Source organism: Pelotomaculum sp. PtaB.Bin117 (assembly GCF_002067195.1).
Lineage (GTDB): Bacteria > Bacillota > Desulfotomaculia > Desulfotomaculales > Pelotomaculaceae > Pelotomaculum_D > Pelotomaculum_D terephthalicicum.
Window position 1 is genome coordinate 1 of sequence record NZ_MVQM01000021.1, and the last position, 4,626, is coordinate 4,626.

The 4,626-nt window shown below is 49.4% G+C and carries 6 protein-coding genes; all 6 read right to left on the minus strand.

Going from position 1 to position 4,626, the window contains the following annotated elements:
- The coding region (locus tag A4E54_RS00655; RefSeq protein WP_286723735.1) for an AarF/UbiB family protein at positions 1-435 on the minus strand (435 nt) is incomplete at its 3' end.
- Positions 436-583: 148 nt separating this feature from the next.
- Entirely contained in the window at positions 584-922 is a 339-nt protein-coding gene (locus tag A4E54_RS00660; RefSeq protein WP_286723736.1) for a phasin-related domain-containing protein, read from the minus strand.
- A gap of 17 nt (positions 923-939) precedes the next feature.
- Positions 940-1,521 (minus strand): TetR/AcrR family transcriptional regulator, encoded by a 582-nt coding sequence (locus tag A4E54_RS00665; RefSeq protein ID WP_286723738.1) that lies wholly within the window; start codon positions 1,519-1,521, stop codon positions 940-942.
- A 208-nt stretch (positions 1,522-1,729) separates the two neighbouring features.
- Positions 1,730-3,742, minus strand: a complete 2,013-nt coding sequence (locus tag A4E54_RS00670) for a M23 family metallopeptidase (RefSeq protein WP_286723740.1) — start codon at positions 3,740-3,742, stop codon at positions 1,730-1,732.
- A 33-nt stretch (positions 3,743-3,775) separates the two neighbouring features.
- Entirely contained in the window at positions 3,776-4,183 is a 408-nt protein-coding gene (locus A4E54_RS00675; RefSeq protein ID WP_286723741.1) for a DUF6075 family protein, read from the minus strand.
- A 75-nt stretch (positions 4,184-4,258) separates the two neighbouring features.
- A partial coding sequence (locus A4E54_RS00680) for a TraG/VirB4 family ATPase (RefSeq protein ID WP_502687910.1) occupies positions 4,259-4,626 on the minus strand: 368 nt, incomplete at its 5' end.

Below are 4,626 nucleotides of genomic sequence, written 5' to 3' on the forward strand. Positions count from 1 at the left end.
TCTGGCGCGATGGACTTGGGATATGGATGCCGCGGCTACAGGTACCTCATCAAATTCTTTAAAGATATTTCCCAGCGTGTCATTAAATTCCGTTTCAATGAGCGTCTTTACCTCAGAAAAAGGAAACGGCTGCACCGAGTCTTGCAGCTTTTTAAGCTCTTCAATAATATCAGCCGGTAAAATATCCCGTCGTATGCTTAAAATTTGTCCCAGTTTAACAAACGTCGGCCCCAGTTCTTCCAAGGCCATCTTCAGCCTTTTTCCTGCCGAGGCTCCAGCCGTGTCAGGTGCAGTTCCGACGTCTAAAATTTTATTTTTGAACCTTAAAGAATAAGGGAGCCTAAGTCGCTTTACAAACAATCCAAAACCATGTTTTGTAAAAACAGCAATAATTTCTTTATATCTTCTGGCACGAATGCGTCTGTAATTCATCATATCAACTCTATCCCGCGATTCCGCAATATTTAAGCAGGGGGAAAGGAGGCACTCCTATCGTTTCATCACATAGCAAAAGCATATTTAGATTGATTTGCTCTCTTTCCTGAGCCTGCTACTTTTCCGGCACTCTGAACATTTATCCCCTTTACTTGGTGCCCTCGCTTTTGAAAAATCCTTGTTCCCGGAGTACTTGCTGCATTTGTTCTCTGACAATTTCTCTGATTTCATCTTTTGTAACAAGGTCTTCTTTTCTCGCCACATTTACATGATCCAGAGCCTTGGTGACCTCACTCTGAATCAGCTTCTTCAGTTCTTCTCTCTGTTCTTCGCCTCTTTGCATAAGCTCGCTCGCAAACTGTCGGGCGTCTTTTTTGGCCACCTCGCCTCTGCCGACCAGTTCCTCAACCACTTCCTCCACTTTTTCCCGTGAATACAATAAAAACCCTAATCCTAAATTGATTGTCTTTTCAAATGCGTTTGACATAATATACACTCCCTCCTTTAATTTAATAGGCTTTCTGCCAAATTTAAGGATTCAAAGGCGCTGTCCCGGTCGGAACCGAGTATTATTTGAATAGATGTTCCGAGCAAAGCTCCAAGAACTAATTTAGCTACCGTTTGGGGAGAATATCCAAGATATCTTTTATTGATTTTCGTGTAGGTCAATAGGTTTCTTTCAATAATCTCCGTCAGCTCAGTAAATAAGCTGTCCAGTTGTTCTCTAAAAGACGGAATCCATAAAGCCTGTGCTATAAAATCAATAAAAAGTTTCAAAAGTTTTGGTTTATTCCTGATCAGTTCCTTAAAGAACCTCACAAGGGACGCGAGCTTTTCTTTCTCACCCGTGACAGATTCTAAATTTCCTTCTATTTCATGTAAATATTGGAGTGTCATCATATTGATAACTTCAATGAATAATTTTTCTTTATTCTTATAGTAGTATGTCAGTTGGCTTAACGCGACTCCGGCTTCCTCGGCAATATTTCGCATGGATACATTGGCATAGCCTCTTGTAGAAAGACATTCAAAGGCCGTTATAAGAATTTTCTCAGATGGGTTTGTTTTATCAGTCTTTTGTTGCATGTGGCACCCCCAAAATCTTGGTCGTACGTACGTCCTAATTTTATTAAATTATTTTATCAATGTCAAGTAACCTGGCATTGATAATAGCTGTACAGGGAGGAAACGTACCTCTTTTTAATAAAAATTAAACAACTGATTTAAGGTTCGATAAGCCAGTGTAGATTTAAGGAGCTATATGCGGCCTACCATAGAGAAAATGCTAACATATTTAATCAGCGAACACCTGCCATGCCGCCGTATAATTGGAAAAGTACAGCAGGGGATCAACCCTGGTGCCGCCGACATAAACCTCAAAGTGCAGATGCGGACCCGTGGACATTCCCGTGCTGCCCACAAAGCCGATGGTCTGACCTTGTGTCACCGTTTGACCGACACCGACGCTCATTTGGATCATGTGGGCGTAAAGGGTCATGTTGCCGTTGCCGTGGTCGATGATAATATAGTTTCCATAGCCGCCCGCATCGTAAGCTGCGGTTGCGACCGTGCCGTCCGCGGCGGCCAGTACCGCCGTTCCGTATCCCGCCCCGATGTCAATGCCGCTGTGGGTTTTGTAGACGCCCAGGATGGGGTGCAGCCTGGTGCCAAAAAATGAAGTTACATAGTCACTGGCGGCGCTGGGCCAGATATAAAGGCCCTCCGCAATAACCTCCGTTCCGTCCCCCAGGTGTCTCAAACCCGTGATCAGGGCAATAAAATACTGGTCGTATTCGCCGCTCAGAAGCTCATCCAGCACTTCCCTCTGGTCGTCGTTAAAGCGATAGATTTCCGCCTGCTCCTCTGCAGTTCGCTGGGTGATGACGATATGCAGAACGCGTTCGTACCATGTTCCCCCGTCGCTGTCGGTATGCTTCACGGTTTCTATCCAGTGGTCAATTTCCGTCATATCCCAAAACACTTCCCGGATAAGGTCAACACGGGTCTGGTCAATGGTAAAAACATCCATGCCGTCGTCGGTCAGTGCGGTTTTGACGGCGAACACGGCTAGAATGTCTATCCAGATATTGCCCCGGCTGCCTCCGGTGCCGACGTACTGAACATCCATCGTGTCCCAGGTGTTGTCGTTCTTAATGTCCTCTATCCGTTGGTTGTATTCCTCATTCACTTCCTGTATCACCACGGAGACGGGCGTTACCTCCGCATCCTTGTTCTCATCAGAAAAGAGAAGGCCAAAGGGAGACGCGAACAAGGCAGCCACGGCGATAATAATCAGGAACAGGGCAAGGACAGCCCCGCCTGAGCCCACCAGGGCGATCAGGCTCTTGGTCAGCGCGGCGGCGGCTTTGACGGTCAGCTTCATCATATGAATAGTAAACTTGGCGGTGGCCCTTGCCGCCTGCGCTGTCCGTTGCGCCGCTTTTGCGGTGGCCTGCGCGGTTTTGGCGGCGGCTTTAACCGCCACCTGAGAGGTTTTTACACTGGTTTTGGCGGTCTGTCCGACGGTCTTGACTGATTTCCGCGCCGTTTTAATCGTGCCCTTTGCAGTTTCCTTTACCGTTTTACTGCCAGACCGGGCAGATTGCCGGACGGTGCGGCCAGTACCGCCGATTCCGGTTTGGGCGGTGCACCGTGTTGTTTTTTCGCCTAATCTTAACACGGGACTTGTGGTGGTCTGGGCGGTTTTGGTTTCCGCCGCCTGAATTTCTCTGTTTAGGGAAAACTGCGCCTTTGCCCGGCTCTGAACAAACTGCCGTTTTGCCAATTCGTTTGGCTTGGCAAGGGTATATTTTCGTTTTACCTTTTCCTTAGCTTTGAATTGGGTGGCTTTTCGCCGGGCCGATTGCTTTGCATGCTCGGGAGGATTGTACTGTTCAGGTGCTTTTCCAGCCTTGGGCGAGGCAGCTTGCTTTCCTTGTGGGGAAGCGGCGCTTCGGCGCGTTTGGGGACTGCTGGTTTGGGAACGGGAGGTCTGCTCCGCCGTATATCCGTCGGCCGCATCGGCGTGATAGTTGTCCAAAAGGGAATTGCGGCGTTCCTTAATTTTTTGAACCGCCTTTTTGCCCTGACGCCTCATCGTGTGAACAGCTTCATTACCGACCATTTCCACGCTTTCCTTTACCTTATCCTCGGCATACTCCACATAGCTGTCATGTTCCGGCCGCCGCGTCTGCTCGGCCCGCTCCTTGGTACGAATAAAGGCGTTTTTCGCCCTGCGGGTCACATCGAGGCTTTTGTCCAGCACCTTAATGTCCTTGACGGTGGATTTGGTTTTGATTTCTTTCAACGCGCCCACCTCCTTTCAGGATTCACCCGGCTGTCACCACGCCTTTTCGGAAAACCGGGGCGCGGTGCGTTCCAAACTCCGGCAATATTCGGGATAGCGCAGCCGGATGGCTCCAAAAAAATAGGGGGCAAAGCCGCAGTCAAACAGCTCGTATGGTGCGGAAAACCGCTCTTTTCCTTTCTCCGTCCAGCCGTTCCAGAGGTTGAAGGCCAGGCGGCACAGGCGGCGGGTTCCGCCTGTCTGCCACGGAGCCGCAAGGCCCTCCGGCCTGATGCCGTCCTCCTTGAAATCAAAAAGGCTGTAGATGTTCCGTCTTGTTTCCGCGCAGATACCCATTGCATAAAAAAACGCCTGGTGATAGGCGTCGTCATTGCGGGTTTTGGCGAGCATTTGATGGAAAAAAGCCTTGTGTTCCCTGTCTGCGAACCGGATGGCTTCCATTGTGTTTTCCTCCTTCAAAGTAAATGAACGGCTGTCTAAAAATTACGGTCAGCCGTTGGTGCTTGGCAGCTTGATTCAGCCTTGCGCCTGTTCGCCTGGTTTCGTCGTCATCAGGTTGTAGAGCTTGGTGTTGCGCGGGAATTGGTCGGTGAAGGGCACCAGGGAGCTGCCCACCTTAATCAGTCCATTGCCCGCGTCCACGTTGGTGATATAGCTTAATTGCAGATCGGAGATGTTCAGGAGCTTAGCCAGCTCCATCCTGTCCGTAGAAGCCTGGTTGAGCATGACAATGAATTCGCTGTTGGCCAGCATGGTCCGGGCCGTATGGCTCTGCAAAAGATCGTCCACGTTTTGGGTGATCCCCGTGCAAAAAGCGCCGTACTTCCTGACGCGCTTCCAGAGGGTGAACAGGAAATTGGCGCTGTACTCATGCTGAAAGAGCA